Source organism: Methylobacterium sp. WL8 (genome assembly GCF_008040045.1).
GTDB lineage: Bacteria > Pseudomonadota > Alphaproteobacteria > Rhizobiales > Beijerinckiaceae > Methylobacterium > Methylobacterium cerastii.
This window is the reverse complement of record NZ_VRVF01000073.1, coordinates 1-25095: the sequence shown is the minus strand read 5'-3', so window position 1 is coordinate 25095 and position 25095 is coordinate 1. Positions and strand designations below refer to the sequence as shown.

Below are 25095 nucleotides of genomic sequence, written 5' to 3'. Positions count from 1 at the left end.
GCCATACCAGAGGTTTGGCGTCGGGCGCAGCCGCCCCCGCCGGCCCGAGCCCCGTCGCCTCTCCCATTCGCCGTGCGGAAGCTGCTAGGCAGGCGAAAGCGGCGCCGGACGCCGCCCGACGCCGCGGCCTCGACGCCGCAACCTGGACGAGCATTCGCTCGCCGCTTCACCCGCCCGCGCCGACGAACGGTCGGCGCATTCCGATGGAGACGCCACGCATGCTCTCACGCCGAAACGCGCTCGCCACCGCCGCGCTGCTGCTCTGCGCATCCGCCGTCCGGGCCGAGCCGACGGTCGGGCTGGCCGAGCGCCGGGCGATCGCCGCCTATCGCAAGGGCCGCTATCCGGCGCAGCAGAAGGCGATCCAGGACGCGGCCGGCTTTCCGGTGCCGGTCGAGGTGGCGTGGGACCAGCTCACCATCCCCGGCGACGACAAGTACTATTCCGACCCGGCCTACTTCGAGACGACGATCTTCGAGCCGCTGGCGGCGGGGCTGAAGCAGGTCGGCCGCGATCCGATGGGCCGCGACGCTCTCAAGGCGAAGCTCAAGGGCATCCGGGTCCGCTACGACGAGAAGACCGCACCGGCCTCGAACTACCCGAACGGCCTGAGGTTCGATGCCGGGGTGCTCGACGTCAACTGGCGGCCCTTCGCCAACGTGGCCGACTACAAGGACCGGGTGGAGGCCGTGGTGAAGGTGCTGGAGCAGGGATTGTGATCCGGGCGGCCCGGCCGCGCCGGGCCGTGTCCGGTGCCCTCGCGGCGGTGGCCTGGTGCGGAGCGGCGATGGCCGAGCCTGCGCCGCGCTCTGGGCGTTATGACAGCCTCACCCTGGTGGTGAAGGGCGACCGTGTCGCCGGCGCCTTCGCCGAGGGCCGCGGCGGGGTCGAGGGCATGCCTTCGTTCAGCTGCATCTTCCTCCTGCACGGGACGCTGTCGGGCGCCCATGGCACCGTCGAGACCTGGTACCCGGGCGAGGCGCGGCGCATCTCCGGCACCCTCGCCTTCGACGCCGCCGGGGCGGCGCTGACCTTGGCCGAGGATCACGGCGGTTGCCCGATGACCACGGGCAGCATGGTCGGCAGCCCCTACGCCCTCGCGGCCGAGGCGGCCGATCCGGGTGAGGACGTCGCGCGCTGGCAGGGGGTGGCCCTGGTCACCGCCGAGCGCGCCGCGTTGCTTGCCGAGCCCGGACCCGCACCGAAGCGCAGCCCGTACCTCGTCGCGACCGACGTCGTCGCGGTCGAACCGTGAGACTTTCCATGAGGCCCGGCTCCGTCGAGCGACCGGCCGACATGTCGGCGGCCTCGTTCGCCGGCGACAGCGGAGACCGGATGATGGTGCGAACATCGACGCGTGGCGAAGGCCGGTTTGCGATCTCTCGGAAGGCGACCACGTGGGTCGCCCTGCTCGGTTTCGCCGTTCTCGATCTCGCCGTCCTGCCGACGCTCCGGCTCGATGCCGCCGCCCGCGAGCCGTCGGGCTCCGCCGCGCTCCGTCGCGACGTCGAGGGCTACGCCTTCGCCGCCTGCCTGACGGCGCAGGATTCCGCGTACCTGAAGGAGCAGGGCCACGGATGGGGCGCGGTCGTGCTGGAGCGCGGCCACGGCGGCGTCGAGCCGCTCATGTCCCTCGATGCGGCCGTCAAAGCCGCGGCGGCGCGGACGCCGATGGCGCTCATGCACAAGGACGGGCCCGTCTCGGAACCGCTCGTGCCCCTGCCGATCCTGTTCTGCGCGGACCTGCTGCAGACCCCGTCCGTGCGGGCGACGAAGCTTCGCGCGATGCGGCGGCTTCGACCGGATTACCATCGCTGACGCGACGCGCCTGCGTCGGCTTTTATGCAGACACGTCGCTGCGCGCCGCATGGGGCGATCTGTCCGAGGTCTTCGCGCTCCCGTGATGCAGTCGTTCTGCGGTTTGATCGGTTGCGCAGAAGAACGTCCGGGTTTTCGTCCAATCGAAGACCCGGCACCTCATCCATCGAGCACCGATGTAGGACGCCCATGTGGTACCTCTACGGCATCGCCCTGCTGGCCGGCGTCGCCAACGCGATCGAGCCCGGCCAGAACGCCACCTTGGCCAAGGTCACGGGCCAGCCGATGCTGGCGGGACTCTTCTGCTTCGGTCTCGCCATGCTGTGCCTGATCGGGGCGATGGTCGTCACCGGCCGGCTCGACCGGCCGAGCGCAGAGAAGGTCGCCAGCGTTTCCTGGTGGGCCTGGCCGGGCGGAATCCTCGGGGCCGCGGTGGTCCTGGCGCAGCTCTACGTCGCGCAATCGGTCGGCGCCGCGCCGTTCCTGGGCTGCGTTATCACCGCGGGCGTGGTCGGGTCGATCGCCCTCGACCATTACGGCCTGGTCGGCTTCGATCGCCGTCGCGCCAGCCCGTGGCGCATCGCCGGCGGTGTCCTGATGGTCGGCGGCGTCGCCCTGGTGGCGGTGTTCTGACGATCGACGTCTTCCCAGCCTGATCAAGGATTCCGCATGGTCTTCCTCTATGGATTCGCGCTCCTGGCCGGTCTCGCCAGCGCGATCGAGCCCGGTCAGAACGCCGGCCTCGCCAAAGCGTTCGCGCAGCCGCTCCTGGCGGGCGTGGTCAGCCTCGTCATCAGCATCGCGACGCTCGCCGTGATCATGCTCGTGATGGGGCGCTATGGCTGGCCGGGGATGGAGCGCCTCGCGCAGGTTCCCTGGTGGGCCTGGCTGGGCGGCGTGCTGAGCGCGATCCTCGCGGTGGCGCAGCTCTACGTATCCAAGAAGATCGGCGCCGCCAGCTTCCTCGGGCTGATCGTGACGGCGGGCGTCGTCACCTCGGTCCTGCTCGACCATTTCGGCCTCGTCGGCTTCAAGGTGCACGAGGCGAGCGTCTGGCGTCTCCTCGGAGGCGTCCTGATGATCGGCGGCGTCGGCCTGGTCGCGCGGTTCTGATCGACGCCTGCGGAGGCGGTTTATCCGGCTGCCCTGCCTCGTCCGTCAGACCAGAACCAGGATCGCCCCGAGGATCAGCAGCACCGCGAGGCCGGCGAGCAGGACGACCCGTCCGACCGGCTCGTCCGCGTCCGCCTCGCCTTTCGCGTCCGCGGCAGGCGGCGGCGTGACGCTCACCGCCGGCTCGCCCTCGCCGCCCGCGATCGCGCGCGGCACCCCGGGCTCCGGCATCGCAAGCGTCAGCCTCGGCGTGACGGCGGTTTCGGCGCGCGGGCCGAACGCATCCGGCTCCACGCTCACCCCCGCCTCTTCCAGCTCCAGCATCACCAGGACGAGGGCGTCCACGTCGAGGCTGTCGACGGGAATTGCGGCCTCGAACTCGCTCGCCGTGAGTTCCCCGCGCGTCCGCCCGAGGGCGATCAGCCGGTCCAGCGTCGCGCGGTCGATCGTGCCTGCCATCCGTGACCTCCTGCCGTCTCCGCTCTCTCATGTGGCGCGAGGCCGACGGCATGACAGCCTGCTCGAAGGTCCGCGGGGCGAGGGGCTGGCAGCCGAAGCAGGCGAGGTTTAGGAACGGCCCCGTCGAGGCTTGGCCGACGGGGTGCCGGACGTCGGCGTTCCGAACCCGTCCAGTACGGTCCGGCCGACGGACCGAGGGCGTGTGCCGGATCACCGCAATCGAAGAGAGCGCGAACTGATGCCCTACCCGGTCGCCATCGTCTTCACGCTCGCGTTGCTCTTCGTCGGGCTCGCGGCGATCGGATGGTGGCAGGATCCGGCGGCACCCGCGCTCAGCGATTGGTTCGTGGCCAAGGCGACCGAAGGCGGGCTGTGGTCGGGCCTCCTGCTATTCCTGGTCGCGGCCGCCTTCTTCGCCTGGCGCGACGGCAGGACGAGACCGTGACGGCGGACAAGATCGCCCAGGTTCAACGCCTTTCCTCGGCGCTCGCCGCCCGGGTTCGCTACGCCCAGATGGTGCGTGGGCCGATCCTGCCGGCACAGGTCGACGCGCTGCTCGCCGCCGCGATGCTACTCCAGGAGCACGGGGTGCCCTGGCCCTCCCTGGTGGAGCAGGTGCTGCACGATCTGGCGCAGGACCTGGAGCACCCGGAGCCTTCCGCCGCCGCCGAGCCGTGACGAAGCCTCGGCGTGCCCGAGCGAGCGCGATCGATCGCGGCCTCGGAACAAGTCGGGCCGGAACGACCTGAGTGGGGGGCACGCGCCGGAACGGCTGGCGCACCCCACGCTCACGGAGCCCCGCACGCCATGGTCATGATCATCATCTGTTTCCTGGCCCCCTGGCTGGCGATGTTCCTGCGCGGGAAGGTGATCCAGGGCATCCTCTGCATCCTGCTCCACATCACCGTCATCGGCTGGATCCCCGCCACGATCTGGGCCCTGATGGTGACGCTCAAGGAAGCCTGAGGCGGTCGGGGTTCGCGACAGCAGGCCAGCGGCGGCGGAGCCCGCTCCCTCGTCGCAAAAAATCGGACGTCCCGGCGCGGAGCGGTCGCGGGGCCGTATGGCCGGCGGACCGCCAAGTCCGCGCCCGCCATCGCCTGCGAGGCGGAGCCTTAAGGCCCTGATAACTACGCGCATGCGTTCGTGATCCGGACCTGTCTGGATCCGTTCGATGGCGATTCGCGCACAACACGTTGAGAATGCGGAGGTTCGTGCAGCGAACGCAGATGGCGCGAGATCGGCCGACGGCACCCTGGCATCCGGCCTGTTGCGCTTGGCGCGCTGGCGGCTCCTGGCCATGCATCACGCGGCGGGTGTGGGACATCTCGGCGGCAACCTGTCGGCCTTCGATGCGATGATGCTCCTGCATCACGAGATGCTTCGTCCGCAGGACCGGTTCGTCCTGTCCAAGGGGCACGCGGCGGGGGCCTACTACGTCACCCTGTGGAGCCGCGGGCTCATCACCGACGCCGAGCTCGACAGCTTCCATGGCGAGGGCACCCGGCTCGCCGGGCATCCGCCGGCGCGGGGCGTGCCCGCCATCCGCTTCGGGACCGGCAGCCTCGGCCACGGCGTTTCGCTGGCGGCGGGCCTCGCCCTGTCGATGCAGCTGCAGGACCGGCCCGGGCACGTCTTCTGCCTGACCTCCGACGGCGAATGGCAGGAGGGGTCGACCCTCGAGGCCTTGATCTTCGCCGCCCACAACAAGCTCGTGAACCTGACGATCCTGATCGACAACAACCGGCTCCAGGGCTTCGGCACCACGCGGGACGTGGCCTCGATGGAGCCGCTGGCGTCGAAGCTCGCCGGCTTCGACGTGGAGATCCGCGAGGCCGACGGGCACGATCTCGCCGACATGCGCCGCGCCCTGTCGGCCGGCCGGGAGCGGCCCACGCTCGTCGTGCTCCATACGGTGAAGGGCTACGGCGTCCCCGCGATCGAGGGGCGGATGGACAGCCACTACCTGCCGCTCACCGACGACCAGTATCGCGAGGCCGTCACCGGCATCGGAGGCCTCGGGGCATGACGCGCCGGAACGCCATGCCGGACGACCTCCACCGATCCCTTCGCCCCCGACCCAGCCTGTGGTGCGTGCCGTGAGGCGCCAACTCTGCGACGCCCTGGTGGAACGGGCGGCCCGGCCCGACCTCGTCTTCCTCACGGGCGACCTCGGCTTCGGCGCCTTGGAGCCCCTGCGCGACGTGCTGGACCGGCGCTTCATCAACGCCGGCATCGCCGAGCAGAACATGGTGGGCGTCGCCGCCGGCATGGCGAGCGAGGGGATGGAGCCCTGGACCTACACGATCGCGCCGTTCTGCTACGCGCGGGCCTTCGAGCAGATCCGCAACGACGTCTGCCTGCACGCCCTCCCCGTCCGGCTCCTCGCCAACGGCGGCGGCTACGGCTACGGCGTCATGGGCGCCACGCATCATGCCTTGGAGGATTACGGCGTCCTCTCGACGCTGCCGAACCTGCATCTCTTCATCCCGGCCTTCGACGAGGACGTCGCCGCGACGATCGCTGCGGCGGGAGCCCTTCCGGGCCCCGCCTATATCCGCCTGGGACGCGGCGAGTTGCCAGCGGGCACGATCGCGCCGGCCTACGCACCGTGGCGTCGCCTGCGTGCCGGGACAGGCCCGGTGGTGGTCGTCGTCGGCCCGATGGCCGGTCCGACCCTCAGTGCCCTCGAAGACGACGCGGCCGAGATCTGGGCCGTCTGCGAGCTGCCGCTGCGTGTCAGCCCGCCGCCGGAGGCGTTCGTCGCCGCCCTGCGGAAGAGCCGCCGCCTCTGCGTCGTGGAGGAGCACGTGGCGCAGGGGAGCCTGGGCCAAAGCCTCGCCGCGTGGTGCCTGGAGACCGGCGTCGGCCTCGACGGCTTCCGCATGCTCAATGCGCAAGGGTATCCCTCCGGGACCTACGGCTCGCAGGCCTTCCACCGGCAGGAGAGCGGCCTCGATGCGCCCGGCATCCGTGCCGCCGTGCAGGCGATGGGCGCCGCATGAGCCCGGATTCCGCGCACTGGATCGGAACGCTCAAGGGCCCGATCGTCGTCCTCGGCGCGGGCGGCTTCGTCGGCTGCAACCTGTTCCGGGCCATCCGGGCGGTGCGGCCGGACGTGTTCGCCGTGGTCCGCAACCTTCCAGCCCCGCGCCTGCGCGACGTCGACCCCAGCCATCTCGTCGAGGTCGACCTGAACGACCGCTCGGCGGCCCGAAACTTCGTCGAGACGATCCGCCCGGCCACGGTCTTCGACTGCGTCGCCTACGGTGCCTACTCCTTCGAGCAGGACGCCGACCTCGTCTACGCGACGAACTTCACCGCGATGGTCAACCTCGTGGAATTGCTGGCGGCCGGCGGAACGCTCGCGGCCTACGTCCACGCCGGCAGCTCCTCCGAGTACGGTTCCAACTCGGACGCGCCGAAGGAAGATGCGGAGCTGAGGCCCAACAGCCCCTATGCCGTGTCGAAGGCCGCAGCGAGCCATTACCTGACCTTTGCCGGGCGGACGCGGCGCCTGCCGGTCGTGAACCTGCGGCTCTACTCGGTCTACGGCCCCTACGAAGACGCCTCGCGCCTGATCCCCGCCGTCGTGGCGCGCGGATTGGAGCGCGGCTACCCCGACTTCGTCGATCCCGGCATCGCGCGCGATTTCGTCTACGTCGACGACGTCTGCGAGGCCTTCGTGCGCGCCGCCGCCAAGATGGACCTCGATCTCTACGGCGCGTCGATCAACATCGGCTCCGGCGTCCAGACGACGATCCGCGAGCTCGCCAGCCTCGCGCAGACGACGTTCGCGATCCCCGATGCGGCCCGCTTCGGGGACATGCCGGCACGCGGCTGGGACCTGACCCGCTGGCAATCCGACCCCGCCAAGGCCGAGCGCCTCCTCGGCTGGCGTGCCCGCACGTCCCTGGACGAGGGCCTGACCCGGACCGCCGCATGGATGCGTCAGGCGGACCCGGCGCTGACCGGCCTGACCAAGCGCCACGGGTCGGCGCCGCGCCGGCGCTCGATCGCCGCCATCGTCGCCTGCTACAAGGACGAGGAGGCGGTGCCGGTCATGCATGCCCGCCTCACCGCGGTGTTCCAGCGGATCGACGTCGACTACGAGATCATCTTCGTTAACGACGCCAGCCCCGATCGCTGCGGCGAGCGCATCCGCGAGATCTCGGCGCGCGACCCGCACGTCCTCGGGATCACCCACTCGCGCAACTTCGGCTCGCAGATGGCCTTCCGCAGCGGCATGGAGCTCGCCACCGCGGAGGCCTGCGTCCTGCTGGACGGCGACCTGCAGGACCCGCCCGAGCTGATCGAGCAGTTCTACGCCGCGTGGCTCGCCGGGGCGAACGTGGTCTACGGCCGCCGGGTCGAGCGCGACATGCCCTGGATCTGGGGGCTGCTCTACAAGGCGTTCTACCGGGTGTTCGCGGCCTTCAGCTACATCCGCATCCCGCACGACGCCGGCGACTTCTCGCTGATGGACCGGCGGGTGGTGGGCTGGCTGCTGAACTGCCCCGAGCGCGACCTCTTCATGCGCGGCCTGCGCGCCTACGTCGGCTTCCGCCAGACCGGCGTCGACTACGTCCGCCCCAAGCGGATGTTCGGCGCCAGCACCAACAACCTCCTCTCGAACCTCGAATGGGCCAAGCGCGGCATCTTCTCGTTCAGCAACACGCCCTTGAAGATCCTGACCGCATCCGGCTTGGGCCTCCTCGCCCTGACCGCGATCCTGAGCCTCGGCCTGATCGTCGCGCGCCTCCTCGTGCCCGACATCGCTCCGCGCGGCGTGACCACCCTGCTGCTGGCGATCCTGTTCTTCGGCGCCCTCAACCTGTTCGGGATCGGTCTCGTCGGGGAATACGTCGCCAAGATCATGGAGGAGGTGAAGGGCCGCCCGCGCCTCATCCGCGCGGCGCTGATCCGCAACGGCGTCTCCAGCGACCTCCTTCCGGACGGACGATCGATCCCATGAGCCTCCTCGACGACCTGCGCGGTCGCGACTGCCCGGTCTGCGGCGCCTCCCAGGCCGGCTCGGCCCCGTTCCTCTCGGCCAGCGTCGATCCCGCGCGGATCGGCAGCTTCAGCTTCGCCTCGCGCAAGCGGCCGGAATTCATGTCGTTCCGGCTGGTCCGCTGCCTGACCTGCCAGACCGTCTACGCGGCCGAGGCGCCCAGTGCCGAAACGCTGGCCGACGCCTACGCGGCCGCCGACTACGACACCTCCGAGGAAGCCGACCTGGCGGCGCAGACCTACGCGCGGGCGCTGGCGCCCTTTCTCGATGCGGGCATCCGCGACGGGGCCGCCCTGGAGATCGGCGCCGGCACCGGAAGCTTCCTGCGCGAGCTGCAACGCCTGGGCTTTCGCCACGTGACGGGCGTCGAGCCCTCGAGCGCGGCCGTCGCCGCCGCCGCCGACCTGCGCGACCGCATCCGCGTTGGCGTGTTCGACCCCGCCGACCACGCGCCCGAGAGCCTGTCCTTCATCGGATGCTTCATGACGCTGGAGCACGTGCGCGATCCGTTGGCGCTGACCCGGGCCGCGTTCTCGCTGCTGCGCCCCGGCGGGGTGCTCGCCTTCGTCACCCACGATCACCGCGCGCCGATCAACCGCCTGCTCGGGCGCCGGTCGCCGATCATCGACATCGAGCACATGCAGCTGTTCTGCCATGCCAGCCTGCACAAGCTCCTTGCGCGCACCGGCTTCTCCGAGGTCGCGATCACCGCGATCCGGAACGCCTATCCCCTCCGCTACTGGTTGCGCCTCCTGCCCCTTCCGGGTGCGATGAAGACCGCCGCCATCGCCGGCGCGGATGCGACCGGGCTCGGCCGGCTCCGCGTCGGCCTGAACGTCGGGAACCTGTTGACGGTGGCGCGCAAGCCCGTCGCGCCGACCCCGTGACGGCGCCGCGCCTCGGACAGCTTCCCTTCGCGACGATTCTCTGCCTCGTCGCGCTGCCGAACCTCGCGTTCCTGACGACGCACCTCGCGAGCCCGCTCCTGGGCGTCGCCTGCGTGGCCTGCACGGTGGTTGGCGTCCTTGCGACCCTGCGCGCGGTGCTGCGGCAGCCGGTCCCCCTCGACGGTCCGCTCCTGGTAGGCGCGCTCGGCGTCGGCTTCGCCCTCTGCTGCGTCGGGGGCCAGGCGCACGTCTTCTACGCGAACGACGACTGGCTGATCCGCGACGCCGTCCTTCGAGACCTCGTCGCCGAGCCGTGGCCGGTGGGGTATCGCTACCTGGGCGAGGCGACGACCCTGCGCGCACCGCTCGGGATGTACCTCGTCCCGGCGGCGTTCGGGAAAATCCTGGGGTTGCGCGCGGCCCATGTCGCGCTGTTGGCGCAGAACGGCGTCCTGTTCGGATGCCTCCTCTACGTCTTCGCGCAGGCCTCCACGCCGCGGCGCGCCGCGTGGTCGGTCCTTGCGATCTTCGTCCTGTTCGGAGGCTGGGACGTCGCCGGAGCTTGGCTCCTCGACGAGCCGCTGGCCTTCGGGACCCATCTCGAGCATTGGATGCCGGGCCAGCAATTCACCTCGCACGTCACGCAGGTGTTCTGGGTGCCGAACCACGCCGCCTCGGGCTGGACGTTCGTGGCTGCCTACCTCCTCTGGCATCGCAGGCGCCTCGACCTCGGCGGCCTGGTGTGCGTCTTCGGGCTTTGCGCGTTCTGGTCGCCGCTCAGCCTGATCGGCGCGCTGCCGTTCCTGGCGCGGGCCGTCGTCGTGGATGGTGTGCGCGGACGCCTGCGGCTTCGGCAGATGCCCGCTCCGATCTTCGTCGCCGTCGGACTGGCGCCGACGCTGCTCTACCTGCTCGCCGACGGCGGACGCGTTCCGCATGGCTTCGCGGCGATCGATGCGAGCTTCGTTGCGAGATACGTCCTGTTTCTGCTCGTCGAAATCGGCCCTGTCCTCGTCATCCTCTATACGGCATCGCGATCCGATCTTCAGCGCCGGGACTCGGTGTTGGGCGCAGACATGCCGCTCGTCATCCTCGTCCTGTCGTTCGTCCCCTTGTATCGGCTCGGCGTGCTCGACTTCGTCATGCGCGCCTCCATTCCGGCGCTTGCCATCCTCGCCCTCCGTTTCGGCGAAATCGCGACCGCCCCGTGCAGGCCCCGACGGCGGGTCGCGACGATCGCCGTCGTCCTGCTCGGCGCCGGCGCGCCCATCTACGAAATCGGCCGGGCCTTCCTGAAACCCGCCTTCGCGATCAGCGACTGCACCCTGCTCGATGCGTCGCGGTTCCCGCCGAACGACGGGCCGCTCTTCCACTATCTGGCGCGCAAAGCGGTCATCGAATCCTCTGTCGCCGGGAGGATCTTGGCCGTTCCGCAGCGCGTCTTGGAGGTTAGCGCGAGGCCGACATGTTGGCCGGACCGTGTTTCGGAGACCGACCCTATGAAGGTCGCCGAGTCTCTCCGAAGCGCGCGGAACTAGCATCCGCCGTCGGCGCGTGGCGTCGCTCGACGAGCCGACGGCGGCGGCGAGAACGCCGCGGCGGGACGGCTTACGCGGCGGCCAATCCGCCGACGCGCGTCACGGCGCGATCGAGGCTTGCGCGGCCTGGAGCAGTTCCGTTGCCAGCGCCTCGTCGTCGACGGCCCGGGCCAGGACGACGGCGCCGACGAGGGTCGCCACCGTCGCCAGGGCGCGTTGCCGGCGCCGCTCCTTCGACGCCTTCGGCGTTAGGTTGGCGACGATGGAGGCGAGGCCTTCGATCCCTTGCGCGAATCGTCCCCGGACGGCGCTGCCTGCACTTTCCCGCGAGACGTCGTTGGCGAGCGCCGCCAGCGGGCAGCCCTTCCCCGGCGTGCGGACGTGGTCGAGGGACAGGTAGTTCGCGACCACGGTGTGGGTCGTGCCCCGGTATTCTTCCGCCAGCGCGGTATCGAAGGCTTCGGCCGCCAAAGCATCCTTGTTGGCGAACTGGCCGTAGAAGCCGCCATGGGTCAGGCCGGCGGCGGCCATGATGTCCACGACCCCGACGCCGTGGAGGCCGCGCTCGCGGAACAGGGCCGCGGCGACTTCGACGACGCGCTGTCGGTTGATCCTGGCCTGTTCCTGCGAGACTCTCGGCATGGCCCGATCCTTCGGCGTGTCCGACGACGATATAAAGGCGACCTGCCCTCCCAAGAAGGGCCCGGCTCAAGGCTCGGCCGGCACTGGCATCGCCTGGTCATCGGCGGCGACGCGCCGTTCGCGCGTCGCCCGCCCGACCCGGAACCACAGGGCGTAGAGGGCGGGCAGGAACAGCAGGGTCATCAGCGTGCCGACGCCGACGCCGCCGATGAGGACGTAGGCGAGCGCCCCCCAGAACACCGAGTGGGTGAGCGGGATGAAGGCCAGCATGGCCGCGGCCGCCGTCAGGATCACGGGCCGGGCCCGGCGCACGGTGGATTCCACGATGGCGTCGTAATCCGCCAGGCCCGCCGCCTGGTCGTGGTGGATCTCGTCCACCAGGATCAGGGTGTTGCGCATCAGGATGCCCGACAGCGCGATCAGCCCGAGGATCGCGTTGAAGCCGAAGGGCTGCTGGAAGACCAGCAGGGTCGGCACGGCGCCCACGAGGCCGAGCGGCGCGGTGGCGAACACCATGAACATCGTGGAAAACGAGCGCACCTGCAGCATGATCACCGTCAGCGTCACGATCAGCATGATCGGGAACACCGCGACCAGCGCCGTCATCGCCTTGGCGCTCTCCTCCACCGACCCGGCCGTGTCGATGCGGTAGCCCGGCGGGAGCTTCGCCTTGATCGGTTCGAGGAGGGGGAAGACCTGGGCGTGGATGTCGGGCGGCTGCAGGCCGTCGAGGACGTCGCCCTGCACACGGATGTAGGCCTCGCGGTTGTAGCGCTTGAGCACCGCGTCCTCGGTCCGGCTCTCGAGGCGGGCCACCTGAGAGACCGGCACCTGGCGCCCGTCCTTGGTCGTCAGCGTCAGGTCGCCGACCTCGCCGAGCGAGCGCCGCTCCGGGCCGGGGCTGCGCAGGACGACGTCGACGGCGCGCAGGTTCTCGCGCACCTGGGTGGCGGGCGTCCCGTTGAGGTAGCTCTGCAGTTGCTGGGCGGCCTCCTTCGGGGTCAGGCCGATCAGGCGCAGGCGCTCCTGGTCGAAGGCGAGGCGCAGGCTCGGCGTCCTGTCGCCCCAGTCGAGGTGGACCATCCGCATGTTGGGATTGCTCGCCATCACCCCTCGGACCTCCTCGGCGATGCCGCGGATCACGTCGAGGTCGGGTCCGACCACCCGGAAGGCGACGGGGAAGCGGACCGGCGGGCCGAACACGATCTGCAGCACCCGCACCCGCGCCTCTGGGAAGCGGCCCTCGTCGACGAGCTTGCGCACCTTGATCCGCAAGGCGTCGCGGGCCTGGGCGTCGGCGGTCTGCACCACGATCTGCGCGAAGGCCGGATCGGGCAATTCGGGATCGAAGGAGAGCACGAAGCGGGGCATGCCCTGGCCGACATAGCTCGTGATCTCGCGCGCCTCGGGCAGGTCGCGCACGGCCGTCTCGATCCGCTTGACGCTGGCTTCGGTGGTGGCGAAGGCGGAGCCCGTCGGCAGGGTCACCTCGACGATGAGCTCGGGGCGCTCGGAGTTCGGAAAGAACTGCTGCTCGACGCGGCCCATGCCGACCACGGCGAGCGCGAACAGGCCCACGGTGATGCCGGCGGCCAGCCACTTGTGGTCGACGGACATCCGCACGACCCGGCGCAGGCGCTCGTAGTTCCTGGTGGCGTAGATCGCCCCGTGGCCGCCTTCCACCGTCTTGATGTTCGGCAGCAGCTTGACGCCGAGATAGGGCGTGAAGGTCACCGCCACGATCCAGGAGACGATCAGCGAGAAGGCCACCACCCAGAAGATGTTGCCGGCATACTCGCCCGCCGTGGAGGCGGCGAAGCCCACCGGCAGGAAGCCCGCGATGGTCACGATGGTGCCGGTGAGCATCGGCGCGGCGGTCGAGCGCCAGGCGTAGGTCGCCGCCTCGACGCGGTCGTAGCCCTCCTCCATGCGCACCACCATCATCTCGATGGCGATGATGGCGTCGTCGACCAGCAGCCCGAGCGAGATGATGAGGGCGCCGAGCGTGATGCGGTCGAAGTCGCGCCCCGTCACCATCATCACCACGAACACCGCCGAGAGGGTGAGCGGCACCGCCAGCGCCACCACGATGCCGACCCGGAATCCGAGCGCCACCAGGGAGACGAAGATCACCACGCCGAGGGCGGTGAAGAACTTGACCATGAACTCGTGGATGGCCTCGTCAATGACCTTGGCCTGGTCGGTGATCTTGGTGAAGCCGATACCCGCCGGCGTCTCGTGGTGGATCGCCACCTCCTCGGCGTTCAGCGCCGCACCGAGCGCGAGGCCGTCGAAGCCGGGCTTCATCACCAGGCCGAGGATCAGGGCGGGCTCGCCGTCGTTGCGGATCGCGAAGACCTTCGGGTCCTCGTAGCCGCGCTTCACCTCGGCGACGTCGCCGAGCTTGAGGCTGCGGTCGCCGGCGGCCACGGGCAGATTTCGGATGGCGTCGAGCCCGTCGATCGCCCCGTCGAGGCGCAGGTACACGCGCGGACCCGCCGCCTCGACGAAGCCGGCCGGGGTCACGTCGTTCTGGTTGGCCAGCGAGGCCAGCAGTTGCTGGCCGGTGATGCCGAGCGTCGCGAGGCGCTGGTAGGAGATCTCCACGAAGATCTTCTGCGCCTGCTCGCCGAGGATGTTGATCTTCTCGACGCCCGGCACCCGCAGCAGGCGCTGGCGCAGGTCCTCGGCGCGCAGCACGAGCTGGCGGTGCGGCAGCCCCTTGGCCTGGAGCGCGTAGAGCGAGAAGTAGACGTCCGAGAACTCGTCGTTGAACAGCGGCCCCATCACCCCGCGCGGAAGGCTGGAGGCCTGGTCGGAGAGCTTCTTGCGAGTCTGGTAGAACTCCGCCTGCAGCTTGGCCGGCGGCATGTTGTCCTTGAAGAACACCTTGATCAGCAGCAGGCCGGGGCGCACCGTGGTCTCGGCGCGGTCGTAGTAGAACAGTTCCTGCAGGCGCTTCTCCAGGGGGTCGGCGACCTGGCGCTGCATCTCGTCCGTCGTCGCCCCGGGCCACGCCGCCGAGACGACCATCGTCTTGACGGCGAAGCTCGGGTCTTCGCCGCGCCCCAGTTTCTCGAAGGCGAAGAAGCCGGCGCCGATGAGCGCGATCAGCAGGAACAGGGTGACGGCCCGCTCGCGGACGGCGAGGGCCGAGAGGTTGAAGCCGCTCATCGCACCACCCCGGTCATGCCGGCGGGCGCCTGGCGGACCTTCTCGCCGGCCTTGAGGAGGTGGGCCCCGAGCGCCACGATCCGATCGCCGGGGTTCAGTCCGGCGACGACGTCGGCCCGCTCCTCGCCCATGCGGGCGACCCGCACGGCCTGCGGTTGGACGGTCTCGCTGGCGGCGTCGTAGCGCCAGACCGAGGGACCCTGCCCCTGGTCGAACAAGGCCGCGAGCGGCACCTCCACCGATCCGGCCCGGGCGGCGTCGAGGTCCTTGAGCTGAAGGGTCACCGTGGCGCCCAAGGGCGCGGCCTCGCCGCCGCCCGAGAGGATGTAGCGCGCCCGGTAGGTGCGCGTGGCCGGGTCGGCGGTGGCGGACAGCTCGCGCAGGCGCGCCGGATAGGTCGCCGCGCCCTCGGCGTAGAGGGTGGCGGAGGCTTCGCCCTTGGTGCCGGAGGCTTCGCCCTTGGTACCGGAGGCTTCGCCCTTGGCGGCGCGGCGGCTGCCCTCGGGCAGGAACACCTCCGCCTCGCGCGCCCCGTCGCGGGCGAGCTTGACCACGGTCTGGCCGGCCGCGACCACCTGGCCGGGCTCGGAGGGCACCTCCATGACCACGCCGTCGGCGTCGGCCTGGAGCTCGGCGTAGCCCGCCTGGTTCTGGATCTGGCTGGCCTGGGCCTCGGCGTTGGCGAACTGGGCGATGGCGGCGTCGGCCGCGCCCTTGTTCTGGTCGTAGGTCTGCTTCGAGGTCCAGCCGTCGGCGACCAGCTTGCGGCTGCGCTCCTCGTCGGCCTTGGCCTTGATCATCTGGGCGCGGGCCGCCTCGACGGAGGCGCGGGCGGCGGCGAGCGCGAGGGTGAAGTCGGTGCGGTCGAGGCGCATCAGGGGCTGGCCGAGGCGCACGCGGTCGCCTGGGTCGACGAGGCGTTCGAAGATCTTGCCGCCGACCCGGAAGCCGAGGTTGCTCTCGGTGCGGGCGCGGATCACGCCGGTGTAGCGCGACACGGCGCCGGGACCGGGGACGACCTCGGCGACCTGGACCAGGGGCGGCTCCGGCGTCACCGCCGTCTTCGCCGGCGCGCAGGCGGTCAGGGCGACGCCCGCGAGCCCCAGAACCAGTCTTCGCAACATCGCCGCCCCCGTCGCCGTCTGCTCGGTCGTAAAATTATGATCATCATCTATTAGGGCGCACGGTCGGCGTCAATGGGCGTCGTCGGAGGGGGCGGACGCATTCGTGGCCGCGCGGCCGGCAGGGCGATTGCCGATGCCGATTTGGTCTCCGGACTTCCACCGGCAGCACCGCGTCATCCCGGGGCCGCGCAGCGGAGCCCGGGATCCAGACACGCAGGTCGAGCCGGACTTTGTACCGTCGGCGGTTCTGGATTCCGGGCTCGCCTGCGGCGACCCGGAATGACGGTGCGGTGCCATCTGCAAGCGCCCTGCGAGGGCGTCGCGGCGGCTCAGGCGCCCTGAGACGCCCCGTGGTGGCGCGCGTTCCGCTTGATGACTTGGGGCGGCTGGCCGAACGCGCGGAGGAAGGCGCGCCGCATCCGCTCCCGGTCGGCGAAGCCCGTCTCCCGGGCCACCGTGTCCAGCGAATGCCGGCCGTCCTCCAGCATCGTCCGGGCGGCGTCCAGGCGGAGGTTCTCGACCGCCTTGGCGGGCGATTGGCCGGTCTCCTCCCGGAAGACGCGGCTGAACTGGCGCGGGCTCAGGCGGGCGGCCTCCGCCAGCTCCTCGACGGAGAGCGCGTTCTTCAAATTGCCCCTGGCATAGGCCAGGACCGTCTGGACCCGGTCGGACCGCGGCTGAAGCTCCAGCAGGGCCGAGAACTGCGACTGGCCGCCCGTCCTGCGGTGGTAGACGACGAGGTTCTTCGCGATCCCCTTCACCATCTCGGGGCCGAGGTCGTCCTCGACCAGGGCCAGCGTGAGGTCGATCCCGGCCGTCATCCCGGCCGAGGTCCAGACGTTGCCGTCGGAGACGAAGATGCGGTCGTCGTCGACCTGGATCGACGGGTGGAGCCGCTGCAGGTCACGGGCGTGGGCCCAATGGGTCGCCGCCCGCCTACCGTCGAGCAGGCCCGCCTCGGCCAGGAGGAACGCCCCCGTGCAGGTCGCGGCGACGCGGCGCGCGGTGGCGGCCGTCTCGCGCAACCGCGCGATCAGGCCGGGGGCCGACGGGCCGACCTTGATCGAGCCGACCACGAGGACCGTGTCGAAGCACCGGCCCGCGAAGGGCTCGGTGTCGACGACCATCCCGATCGACGTCCGGATCGGCCCGCCGGCCTCGGACAGGAACGTCACCGCGTAGAAGTCGTGGCCGACCACTAGGTTGGCGATCTCGAACGCCGTCAGAGGAGCCAGGTTCATCGCCTGGAAGCCGGGGAACAGCACGACACCGATGGACGGCATGGCGGACCTCGCGACGAATGTCCGAAAAGGGTGGATCTTCGACATATGGGATATGCCGGAGGCCGTCTAGGTTTCATCGCAACGGACGTGGATGCCACCCGGCCTCGCCCCCGTCGCCCAGGAACCCGATCGCCATGAACCCCATCGCCATGAACCCGACCGCCATGAACCCGATCGCCATGACCGCGCCCTCCCCCGTCGCCGCCGGCACGGACGCCGATGCCTACACGCGCCGCTGGCTCGCCTCCGGCGAGATCGCCCACGCGACCCTGAGGGACGGGACGCGCATCCGCTACGTCCGCGTGGGCCATGGCCCGGCTCTGGTGCTGACCCACACCGTGCGCACGCAGCTCGACCTGTTCCAGCGCGTGATCCCGCTGCTGTCGCCGCACTTCACGATCTACGCGCTCGACCTGCCGGGCTTCGGCTGGTCGGACCTGAAGCCAAGCCTTCCCAAGGACGAGCCCACCCTTCGGGCGGCCCTGATGGGCTTCATCGCCGAGCTCGGCATCGCGCGGCCGATCCTGGCCGGCGAGTCGATCGGGGCGACGCTCTCGCTTTCCCTCGCCGCGGAGCTCGGCGACAGGGTCGAGCAGGTCTTCGCCTTCAACACCTACGACTACCGGCCGGGCCTCGAGCGCTCGAACCTGCTCGCGTCGATCATCATCAAGAGCGTGCGCGCACCGGTCGTCGGCCCGGTCTTCGCGGCCCTGGAGAACCGGACCATCACCGGCGGCATCATGAGCGGCGGCTTCCACGACCCGAGCAGCCTGCCCGCGGACCTCCTCGACGAGTACGCCCGCGTCGGCGCCCGCGCCGGCTACAGCACGGCGTCGCGGACGCTGCTCAAGGCCCTCCCGAGCTTCGTCGCCGCCCGCGCCCGCTACCGGTCCATCACCGCGCCCGTGACGCTCGTCTGGGGCGACAAGGATTGGTCGACGCCGCGGGATCGCGCCGGCGTCGAGGCGGCCGTGCCCTCGCCCTCCGTCGTCACCCTCGAACGGACCGGGCACTTCAGCGCGCTGGAACGCCCGCAGGCCTGGGCCGACATCATCCTCGCGGCGACGAAGGCCCGCGCCGCCTCGTGAGGCACGGCGTGCCGCCGCACTGCATCACCGCATTCGCCCTGCCATTCGCCCGTTCATTCTTGGAGCCGAGCCGATGACCTTGGAGCCGAGCCGATGACCTTGGAGCCGAGCCGATGACCTTGGAGCCGAGCCGATGACCGACCCCATGACCTCGACCCGCGTCACGGTGGAGCACGTGACGCTTCGCTCGGCAAAACCCTTCGCGGCGGTGCGGGAGGCGCTGGAAGCCGCGGTGCCTCCCCTCGACCACGCCTACGCTGCGCTCCTGCGGGACGGGCATGTGGACGCGGCGCGCGACCTGCTCGAACGGCAGGCGCCGCTCTCGATCTTCGGCGCCCGCGACCATGGCGGCCTGCTTCTCACCGCCGGGCTCGCCCGCAAGGCGATCCAGTACGACATCGGCAACCCGCTGACGGCCGCGCGGATGACCCGGCACGTCCTCTCGGCCGCCCTGTACGCGCCGATCCGCGTGCTCCTGCGCGAGGACACCGAGGGCGGCGTCGCGTTCGAGTACGATCGCCCGGTCACGACCTTCGGGCAGTTCGGAACGCCGGAGGTCGACGGCGTCGCGGCCGACCTGGACGAGCAACTCCGTGGCGTCCTCGCCGCGGCGGCGTGACCGCCGCGTCCCGGCCGCCTGCGCATCAGCGTTTGAGGCCGATGAAGTCGACGAAGGCGCGCAGCGGCGCGGGAAGGTGGCGGCGGCCGGGATAGTACAGGTACGGGCCCGAAAACCCCTGCCACCACGGTTCGAGCACCGGCTCCAGCGCCTGCGTGTCGAGGTGGGGCCGCAGCCAGTCCTCGAACAGGGTGAGGATGCCGACGCCCGCGATCGCGGCCTCGACCGCGAGATCCGTGGCGCCGCCGACGCGCACCGTCAGCGGTCCCGTCGGATGGATGCGGACCACCTCGCCCGCCTGCTCGAACTCCCAGGCCAGCGTGGCACCGCTGGAGAAGCGCCCGCCGATGCAGGCGTGGCGCAGGAGGTCGTGCGGGTGCTGCGGCCGGCCGTGGCGGTCGAGATAGGCCGGCGAGGCCACCGTGGCGAAGCGCTGCCGGCGCGGGCCGATCGGCACCGCGATCATGTCCTGCTCCAACCGCTCGTCGTAGCGGATGCCGGCATCGCAGCCCGCCGCCAGCACGTCGACGAAGCCGTCCTCGGCCACCACCTCGAGCCGGATCTCGGGATAGGCCGCCAGGAACGGCGGCACGATCGCGGGCAGGACCAGCCGGGCGGCGCTGACCGGCACGTTGAGCCGCAGGGTTCCCGCCGGACGGTCGCGAAAACCGTTGACCACGTCGAGGGCGGCGTCGACCTCGCCCAGGGCCGGCCCGAGCCGTTCGAGCAGCCGGGCGCCCGCCTCGGTGGGGGCGACGCTGCGCGTGGTCCGGTTCAGCAGGCGCACGCCGAGGCCGCGCTCGAGCCGGCTCACGGCCTCGCTGAGGCCCGACGCGCTGCCGCCGCCGGCGCGGGCGCCGTCCCGGAAGCCGCCGGCCCGCGCCACGGCGACGAAGGCCGCCAAGTCCGCGAGGTGTGTCGCCATCGTTCGAAATCCCGAACAGCCCGTACCGAGAATGCCTGCTTATCCGATCAATCGCGCCCGTCTACATCCCGGGCGGCAAGGGAGATTAGACATGACCATGATCGCATCGGCCGGGACGTTCGCGCTCGGACATCGCACCGTGAAGCGGATCGGATACGGCGCCATGCAGCTTGCCGGGCCGGGCGTGTTCGGGCCGCCGAAGGATCGCCGGGCGGCGGTCGCGGTGCTGCGTGAGGCGGTGGCGCAGGGCGTCGACCACATCGACACCAGCGACTTCTACGGACCGCACGTGACCAACCAGCTGATCCGCGAGGCGCTGCATCCGTATCCCGACGACCTGGTGATCGTCACCAAGGTCGGCGCGAGGCGCGGCCCCGACGCCTCGTGGAACCCGGCCTTCGCGGCGGACGAGCTGGTGCAGGCGGTCCACGACAACCTGCGCCATCTCGGCCTCGACGTCCTCGACGTGGTCAACCTGCGCCTGATGTTCGACGTGCACGGGCCGGCCGAAGGCGCGATCGAGGCGCCGCTCACGGTGCTGGCGGACCTGCAGCGGCAAGGCTTGATCCGCAGCATCGGCCTCAGCAACGCGACGCGGCGACAGGTGGCGGACGCGCGGCGCATCACGGACATCGTCTGCGTGCAGAACCAGTTCAACCTCGCGCACCGAGACGACGACGCCCTGATCGACGAACTCGCGGGCGCCGGCACCGCCTACGTTCCGTTCTTCCCGCTCGGGGGCTTCAGCCCGCTGCAATCCGAGACGCTGTCCGCGGTCGCCGGACGCTTGGGCGCGACGCCGATGCAGGTCGCCCTGGCCTGGTTGCTGCGGCGTGCGCCCAACGTGCTGCTGATCCCCGGCACGTCGTCGATCGAGCACCTGCGCCAGAACCTCGCCTCAGCCCGCCTGACGCTGCCCGACGACGTCCTCGCCGAACTCGACGCGATCACGCCTGCGAGCGAGGGCGCCTGAACCGCTTCATCGCGCACCCCGTCCGGCGGGTGATCTCGCCGGGCGGCCTTGCGCCCGTGCGTCCTGACGCACGCTTCGGATCGCGGGCGGGGCGACGGCGCCCGCCCGGCTGCCGTCGCGGAGAGCGGGTGTCAGGCAGCCAAAGGCAGGGCGGCGATCGATCCTTCGACGATCGGGGCGACGTCCCTAGGCCCGAACAGCAGCTGATAGATCGCGGCCGGCGTGCGCGCCTGACCGTTGGCGTCGACGATCCGGACATCGGATAGACCGGAGGCCTGCAGCGAGAGGCCTTGCTCCAGGGCGTCCAGCATTGACGTGTAGTGGTGCGAGAACCGTTGTGCCGAGATGCGAGCGGTGACGGTGAAGTTCACGGACGCCAATCCTGACTGTCGCGCTCGGCCGGCGGCCCCATGGCCGTGATCCGAGACATAGCGATGGATGAAGGGAGGATCACGGGACAGGACCGGCGCGGCACTGAAATCCGCCGCGTCGCCTGATGAACCCTGCCTCGCAGGCAATAGAGGCGGTTGGTTGACGAAAACTTAGCCCAGTATGGCGGGGGCGTGTCTTTTTCGATTGTGAGGGGTCGTGACCCGGAAAACGCTGCTCGACCAGATCAACGCGATCCAGATGGCCCGCACCTACTGCCTCTTGGTGAACGCCGATCCCGACGCGGTCGTCGCGGGCTACTTCGTCGACGCGACCGGCCAGCGACGACGCGTCAGCAAAGCCCGCTGGCGCTGGTATCGCGACATCGCCGAACCACCCCCTCCGAAGCTGCCGGAGCCTACCGGGACCTGAGCCGGTTCGATACCGAACGCCGCGGCTTTCACGGTCCGGCGTGAAGACCGGGCGGCCTCTACTTCCGCGCCGCCATCAAATCGTGCGTCAGGACGGTCAACTTGCCGATCAGGCCGGTGATGTCGGCCCCCTTGCACGACCACTGCGTGCCGACCGCCTCGCCATCCGCGGACACGGACACGACGGCGACCGAGCGCAGCTTGCCTTCGCGCGCCAGGTCGAGCTGGTCCTGCAGCACGGCGATGATGGAGGCGGTGTCCGCATCCGCGACCGCAGCGGAGATCCGCGCAGGAAACGGCACGACGACCCCGGCATCCGCTTGTTCGTTCATCGCCATCACGCCCTCGCCTGCCCCGAAAGAGGAGCCGAGGCTTGTGCGACTGTCAGGGACAAAGTGTGGCAGCGTGTCCGTATCGACGAACGTCGATCCCCAGTGTGGCTGCCAGAGCACTCAGGCATCAGGACCGCAGGGTTTTGAAATCCTATTGGACCGCTGCTCGGCGTCGAGCCGATACCGAAGCAACCCCCGGTGCTTTCGGATCGCACGCCACGCGTCGAACGGCGAGCACGGAAGTCGAACCTCGGCCACGCGGTCGTGCAGACCCAGGATCATGTCCGGCGCTGCATTCGAGAGCGCTGTACGGACGATTCAATGCAGTCTGTCGAAGCGGTCAGACCGAACGGCGGCGGGCTCGACGCGGAAGCGCTCGATGATCCGGATCGTGGCGGGAGATGCCATGTTGGGCGCAACGCCCTCAGCGAGGCCGGAAGACGCCCGATGAGAAGTCTCTCATGCGACAGGCGCAAGAATCGGCGCAAAGCTTAGATGTGTTGGCGCGCCCTGCGGGAGTCGAACCCGCCTCTTCAGCGTGAAAGGCTGACATCCTAACCGATAGACGAAGGGCGCTGGCGCTGGGCCGAGGTTTCTATAGTCGGACCGCGGGCGGAGGGCAACGGGCGGATCGTGGCTTGTGAGGCGGTGGCGGGCCGGTTTGTCGCGGATGGGGTGGGACGGCGCCGCCGGGCGGGTGCGGCAACTTCGTCCCGGGCGTGCTAACGCTGCCGCTTCGCGCGCCTTGGCGGGGCGCTGGTCTGCCTGCGCGGTCGCGCGCAGCACGGTTCTGGAATGGTTTGAGCGGATGGCGAGCGAGAGCGACGACGGCGGCGAGGACGGCGGCCGGCCGGCCGGGTCCGAGGTGCGCAAGCCCGGCTTCGGCCAAGCTGATCACGGCAAGTCGGGCTATGGCAAGTCCAGCTTCGGCAAGCCAGGGTATGGGAAGCCGAGCTACGGCAAGCCTGGTGACGGCAAGTCCGGTTACGGCAAGCCCGGCTTCGGAAGGCCGGCTTTCGGCAAACCCGGCTTCGGCAAGCCGGCCTACGGCCAGCGGCCGCGGCCGGCCGGCCCGCAGCCGGCGCACGAGGGGGCCGCCGTGCTCTACGGCTTCCACCCCGTGGTGCAGGCGATGGGCAACGCCGAGCGGAAGCTGCACCGGCTGCTCGCCACCGAGAACGGCGCCGCGCGCCTCGTCGAGGAGCTCGGAACCCTGCGGATCGAGCCCGAGCTCGTGCGGCCGGCCGACATCAACCGGCTGCTCGGGGCGGATGCGGTGCATCAGGGCCTCTACCTCGAGGCCGACCCCCTCGCCTCGCCCGGCCTCGACGCGCTGCCGGCCGACGCGCTGCTGCTGGCCCTCGACCAGATCACCGATCCGCACAACGTCGGCGCCATCGTGCGCACCGCCGCGGCCTTCGGCGTCACCGGCATCGTCACCACGGCGCGCCACGCGCCGGGCGCCACCGGCGTGCTGGCGAAATCCGCCTCGGGCGGCCTCGAGCACGTGCCGTTCCTGGTGGTCCGCAATTTGGCCGAGGCGCTGATCACCCTCGGCGAGCAGGGGTTCACCCGCATCGGCCTCGATTCCGACGCCGAGACCGGCCTCGACACGCTCACGCCGACGCGGCCCGCGGTCATCGTCCTCGGCGCCGAGGGCAAGGGTCTGCGCGAGCGCACCCGCGCCTGCTGCGACGTGCTCGCCAAGATCCCGTTCACCGGCGAGATCCGCAGCCTCAACGTCTCGAACGCCGCCGCGATCGCCCTCTACGCCCTCGGCCGCTGATTTTTCGGACCTGCCGGACCGGGTGTCCCGCAGGTGGCGTCCGGACTGGGCGCGGCGCGGGACACACCCGCGTCGCCCAATCGCAAAAAATTAGATGCCTTGGCCGGCGACTTCGCGGGCGACGGCGCGCTGGCCGATGTCGCGGCGGCAGAACCCTTCCGGCCAGTCGATGCGGGCCACGGCCGCGTAGGCGCGGGCCTGCGCCTCCAGCACGCTGTCGCCGAGCGCGGTGACCGCGAGCACGCGGCCGCCGTCGGCCAGAATGGCCTCGCCCTCGGCGCGGGTGCCGGCCTGGAACACCAGGGCGCCGTCGCGCTCGGCGTCGGCGATGCCGCGGATGGTCGAGCCGCGCACCACCGTGCCGGGATAGCCGGCCGCCGCCATCACCACGGTGAGCGCGGCGCGCGAGGCGTCGAACTCCAGGCTGACGCCGGCGAGGTTGCCGTCGCAGGCCGAGAGCAAAGCGGGGACGAGGTCGGAGGCGAGGCGCGGCATCAGCACCTGCGCCTCGGGGTCGCCGAAGCGGGTGTTGTACTCGATCAGCTTCGGCCCGTCCGCGGTCAGCATCAGGCCGGCATAGAGGATGCCGGTGAACGGCGTGCCGCGCGCGCGCATGCCGTCGAGCGTCGGCTGGATGATCGTCTCCATCACGGTCCGCTCGATCGCGGGCGTGACGATGCCGGCCGGCGAGTAGGCGCCCATGCCGCCGGTGTTGGGGCCGCGGTCGCCGTCGAAGACGCGCTTGTGGTCCTGCGCGGTGCCCATGGCGATCGCCCGGGTGCCGTCGCACAGGGCGAAGAAGCTCGCCTCCTCGCCGAACATGCACTCCTCGATCACCACCTCCGCGCCCGCATCGGCGAACAGCGCCCGCAGCGCGCCCTCGGCCTGCTCCACCGTCTCGGCGACGGTGACGCCCTTGCCGGCGGCCAGGCCGTCGGCCTTCACCACGATCGGGGCGCCCTTGGCGCGCACGTGGGCGAGCGCCGGGTCGAGGGCGGCGAAGCGGCCGTAGCCGGCCGTCGGGATGCCGCGCTCGCTGCACAGCGCCTTGGTGAAGCCCTTCGAGCCTTCGAGCTGCGCGGCGGCCCGGGTCGGCCCGAAGGCGCGGATGCCGGCCCGGGTCAGGTCGTCGACGAGGCCGGCGACCAGCGGCGCCTCCGGCCCGATCACGACGAGGCCGACGCGCTCGGCTTCGCAGAAGGCGCGGACCGCGCCGTGGTCGGCGACGTCCAGCTCCGGCCGGTTCTCGCCGTGCCGGGCGGTGCCGGGATTGCCCGGCGCCGTGAACAGACGGGTGCAGAGCGGGCTTTTCGCAAGGGCGTAGGCGAGGGCGTGTTCGCGGCCGCCGTTGCCGACGAGGAGGATGTTCATGGGATCAGGGTGTTCCCGAAATCCGGGACCGGGGAAAGGGTCCTATCGCACGAAGGTGCGCGTCGTGCACCGGATCCACCGTCCTGCGGCGGGCTTTGACCTCGCCGCCGCGTCCGCATAGCACTTCGGCCATGCCCCTGGTCCCGCCC

At 70.8% G+C, this 25095-nt stretch carries 27 protein-coding genes and 1 tRNA gene; 18 read left to right on the top strand and 10 right to left on the bottom strand.

The window, feature by feature from the left end:
- Positions 1–218: 218 nt before the first annotated feature.
- From FV234_RS20935 to FV234_RS20915, 5 genes are all read left to right on the top strand, one after another.
- Positions 219–719, top strand: coding sequence for a hypothetical protein (locus FV234_RS20935; RefSeq protein ID WP_147831421.1), 501 nt, complete (start codon positions 219–221; stop codon positions 717–719).
- 68 nt (positions 720–787) lie between these two features.
- Positions 788–1255: a hypothetical protein gene (locus FV234_RS20930; RefSeq protein WP_147831418.1), complete on the top strand. Its 468-nt coding sequence runs from the start codon at positions 788–790 to the stop codon at positions 1253–1255.
- 8 nt (positions 1256–1263) lie between these two features.
- On the top strand, positions 1264–1818 hold the full coding sequence (locus FV234_RS20925; RefSeq protein WP_147831416.1) for a hypothetical protein: 555 nt from the start codon (positions 1264–1266) through the stop codon (positions 1816–1818).
- A gap of 189 nt (positions 1819–2007) precedes the next feature.
- The gene (locus FV234_RS20920) at positions 2008–2451 is read left to right on the top strand and encodes a DMT family transporter (RefSeq protein WP_147831414.1); all 444 of its coding nucleotides are present in this window, start codon (positions 2008–2010) and stop codon (positions 2449–2451) included.
- 36 nt (positions 2452–2487) lie between these two features.
- Positions 2488–2931, top strand: a complete 444-nt coding sequence (locus tag FV234_RS20915) for a DMT family transporter (RefSeq protein ID WP_147752484.1) — start codon at positions 2488–2490, stop codon at positions 2929–2931.
- Positions 2932–2976: 45 nt separating this feature from the next.
- On the opposite strand, the gene FV234_RS20910 is transcribed toward FV234_RS20915, so the two are convergent.
- Complete coding sequence (locus FV234_RS20910; protein WP_147831412.1) at positions 2977–3390, bottom strand: RNA polymerase sigma factor region1.1 domain-containing protein; 414 nt, start codon at positions 3388–3390, stop codon at positions 2977–2979.
- Positions 3391–3592: 202 nt separating this feature from the next.
- On the opposite strand from FV234_RS20910, the gene FV234_RS20905 reads away from it, so the two are divergent.
- From FV234_RS20905 to FV234_RS20870, 8 genes are all read left to right on the top strand, one after another.
- On the top strand, positions 3593–3835 hold the full coding sequence (locus FV234_RS20905; protein WP_187273750.1) for a hypothetical protein: 243 nt from the start codon (positions 3593–3595) through the stop codon (positions 3833–3835).
- Positions 3832–4068, top strand: a complete 237-nt coding sequence (locus FV234_RS20900; RefSeq protein WP_238272987.1) for a hypothetical protein — start codon at positions 3832–3834, stop codon at positions 4066–4068. Before FV234_RS20905 ends, FV234_RS20900 begins: the two co-directional genes overlap by 4 nt.
- Before the next feature lie 129 nt (positions 4069–4197).
- Positions 4198–4356: a YqaE/Pmp3 family membrane protein gene (locus FV234_RS20895; protein WP_147831407.1), complete on the top strand. Its 159-nt coding sequence runs from the start codon at positions 4198–4200 to the stop codon at positions 4354–4356.
- A 334-nt stretch (positions 4357–4690) separates the two neighbouring features.
- Positions 4691–5419, top strand: coding sequence for a transketolase (locus tag FV234_RS20890; protein ID WP_147831405.1), 729 nt, complete (start codon positions 4691–4693; stop codon positions 5417–5419).
- Between the two features lie 70 nt (positions 5420–5489).
- Positions 5490–6395 carry a transketolase gene (locus FV234_RS20885; protein WP_147813363.1) on the top strand — a complete coding sequence of 302 codons (906 nt, stop codon included), beginning with the start codon at positions 5490–5492 and terminating at the stop codon, positions 6393–6395.
- The gene (locus FV234_RS20880) at positions 6392–8365 is read left to right on the top strand and encodes an NAD-dependent epimerase/dehydratase family protein (protein WP_147831403.1); all 1974 of its coding nucleotides are present in this window, start codon (positions 6392–6394) and stop codon (positions 8363–8365) included. Before FV234_RS20885 ends, FV234_RS20880 begins: the two co-directional genes overlap by 4 nt.
- On the top strand, positions 8362–9291 hold the full coding sequence (locus FV234_RS20875; RefSeq protein WP_147831401.1) for a class I SAM-dependent methyltransferase: 930 nt from the start codon (positions 8362–8364) through the stop codon (positions 9289–9291). The genes FV234_RS20880 and FV234_RS20875 overlap by 4 nt, the downstream gene beginning before the upstream one ends.
- Positions 9288–10829 (top strand): hypothetical protein, encoded by a 1542-nt coding sequence (locus FV234_RS20870; protein ID WP_147831399.1) that lies wholly within the window; start codon positions 9288–9290, stop codon positions 10827–10829. The genes FV234_RS20875 and FV234_RS20870 overlap by 4 nt, the downstream gene beginning before the upstream one ends.
- Before the next feature lie 99 nt (positions 10830–10928).
- On the opposite strand, the gene FV234_RS20865 is transcribed toward FV234_RS20870, so the two are convergent.
- From FV234_RS20865 to FV234_RS20850, 4 genes are all read right to left on the bottom strand, one after another.
- Entirely contained in the window at positions 10929–11471 is a 543-nt protein-coding gene (locus FV234_RS20865) for a TetR family transcriptional regulator (RefSeq protein WP_147831397.1), read from the bottom strand.
- Between the two features lie 66 nt (positions 11472–11537).
- Positions 11538–14645, bottom strand: coding sequence for an efflux RND transporter permease subunit (locus tag FV234_RS20860; protein WP_147831395.1), 3108 nt, complete (start codon positions 14643–14645; stop codon positions 11538–11540).
- Positions 14642–15769: an efflux RND transporter periplasmic adaptor subunit gene (locus tag FV234_RS20855; protein WP_147831392.1), complete on the bottom strand. Its 1128-nt coding sequence runs from the start codon at positions 15767–15769 to the stop codon at positions 14642–14644. The genes FV234_RS20860 and FV234_RS20855 overlap by 4 nt, the downstream gene beginning before the upstream one ends.
- Positions 15770–16098: 329 nt before the next feature.
- Positions 16099–17052, bottom strand: coding sequence for a GlxA family transcriptional regulator (locus FV234_RS20850; RefSeq protein WP_147831390.1), 954 nt, complete (start codon positions 17050–17052; stop codon positions 16099–16101).
- Positions 17053–17186: 134 nt separating this feature from the next.
- Here FV234_RS20850 and FV234_RS20845 point away from each other — a divergent pair, with 134 nt between their 5' ends.
- Positions 17187–18140, top strand: coding sequence for an alpha/beta hydrolase (locus FV234_RS20845; RefSeq protein ID WP_187273749.1), 954 nt, complete (start codon positions 17187–17189; stop codon positions 18138–18140).
- A 133-nt stretch (positions 18141–18273) separates the two neighbouring features.
- Positions 18274–18759 (top strand): DUF302 domain-containing protein, encoded by a 486-nt coding sequence (locus FV234_RS20840; protein ID WP_147831386.1) that lies wholly within the window; start codon positions 18274–18276, stop codon positions 18757–18759.
- A gap of 25 nt (positions 18760–18784) precedes the next feature.
- Here the strand turns inward: FV234_RS20840 and FV234_RS20835 are convergent, their stop codons facing one another.
- Positions 18785–19684, bottom strand: coding sequence for a LysR family transcriptional regulator (locus FV234_RS20835; protein ID WP_147831384.1), 900 nt, complete (start codon positions 19682–19684; stop codon positions 18785–18787).
- A gap of 91 nt (positions 19685–19775) precedes the next feature.
- On the opposite strand from FV234_RS20835, the gene FV234_RS20830 reads away from it, so the two are divergent.
- A complete protein-coding gene (locus FV234_RS20830; RefSeq protein WP_147831383.1) occupies positions 19776–20657 on the top strand; it encodes an aldo/keto reductase family oxidoreductase in 882 nt (293 codons plus the stop codon).
- A 131-nt stretch (positions 20658–20788) separates the two neighbouring features.
- Here FV234_RS20830 and FV234_RS20825 read toward each other — a convergent pair whose 3' ends face one another.
- Positions 20789–21028, bottom strand: coding sequence for a hypothetical protein (locus FV234_RS20825; protein WP_147752467.1), 240 nt, complete (start codon positions 21026–21028; stop codon positions 20789–20791).
- A gap of 217 nt (positions 21029–21245) precedes the next feature.
- Between FV234_RS20825 and FV234_RS20820 the strand changes: the two genes are divergently transcribed.
- Entirely contained in the window at positions 21246–21458 is a 213-nt protein-coding gene (locus FV234_RS20820) for a hypothetical protein (protein WP_147752466.1), read from the top strand.
- 58 nt (positions 21459–21516) lie between these two features.
- Here FV234_RS20820 and FV234_RS20815 read toward each other — a convergent pair whose 3' ends face one another.
- Positions 21517–21795 (bottom strand): hypothetical protein, encoded by a 279-nt coding sequence (locus tag FV234_RS20815; protein ID WP_238272984.1) that lies wholly within the window; start codon positions 21793–21795, stop codon positions 21517–21519.
- Positions 21796–22290: 495 nt separating this feature from the next.
- Positions 22291–22365 (bottom strand) — tRNA-Glu (locus FV234_RS20810).
- 232 nt (positions 22366–22597) lie between these two features.
- Here FV234_RS20810 and rlmB point away from each other — a divergent pair.
- Entirely contained in the window at positions 22598–23575 is a 978-nt protein-coding gene (gene rlmB, locus FV234_RS20805; RefSeq protein ID WP_238271817.1) for a 23S rRNA (guanosine(2251)-2'-O)-methyltransferase RlmB, read from the top strand.
- Positions 23576–23665: 90 nt separating this feature from the next.
- Here the strand turns inward: rlmB and purD are convergent, their stop codons facing one another.
- The gene (gene purD / locus FV234_RS20800) at positions 23666–24946 is read right to left on the bottom strand and encodes a phosphoribosylamine--glycine ligase (RefSeq protein ID WP_147831381.1); all 1281 of its coding nucleotides are present in this window, start codon (positions 24944–24946) and stop codon (positions 23666–23668) included.
- Positions 24947–25095 lie beyond the last annotated feature (149 nt).